The organism is Paenibacillus cineris (assembly GCF_018333335.1).
GTDB classification, from domain to species: domain Bacteria; phylum Bacillota; class Bacilli; order Paenibacillales; family Paenibacillaceae; genus Paenibacillus_AQ; species Paenibacillus_AQ favisporus.
Genome location: NZ_BORU01000039.1, coordinates 1 through 259 on the forward strand (window position 1 = coordinate 1; position 259 = coordinate 259).

Consider the following 259-nt stretch of genomic DNA (forward strand, 5'->3'; position numbering starts at 1 on the left):
AGGCTCCCACCTATCCTGTACAGATCGTACCCAAATCCAATATCAAGCTGCAGTAAAGCTCCATGGGGTCTTTCCGTCTTGTCGCGGGTAACCTGCATCTTCACAGGTATTAAAATTTCACCGGATCTCTCGTTGAGACAGCGCCCAAGTCGTTACGCCATTCGTGCGGGTCAGAATTTACCTGACAAGGAATTTCGCTACCTTAGGACCGTTATAGTTACGGCCGCCGTTTACTGGGGCTTCGGTTCACAGCTTCGGG

Annotated in this window: 1 rRNA gene; it reads right to left on the bottom strand. The window is 51.0% G+C overall.

The features are described from left to right. A 23S ribosomal RNA gene (locus KI379_RS33845) occupies nt 1–259 on the bottom strand; the annotation flags it as partial.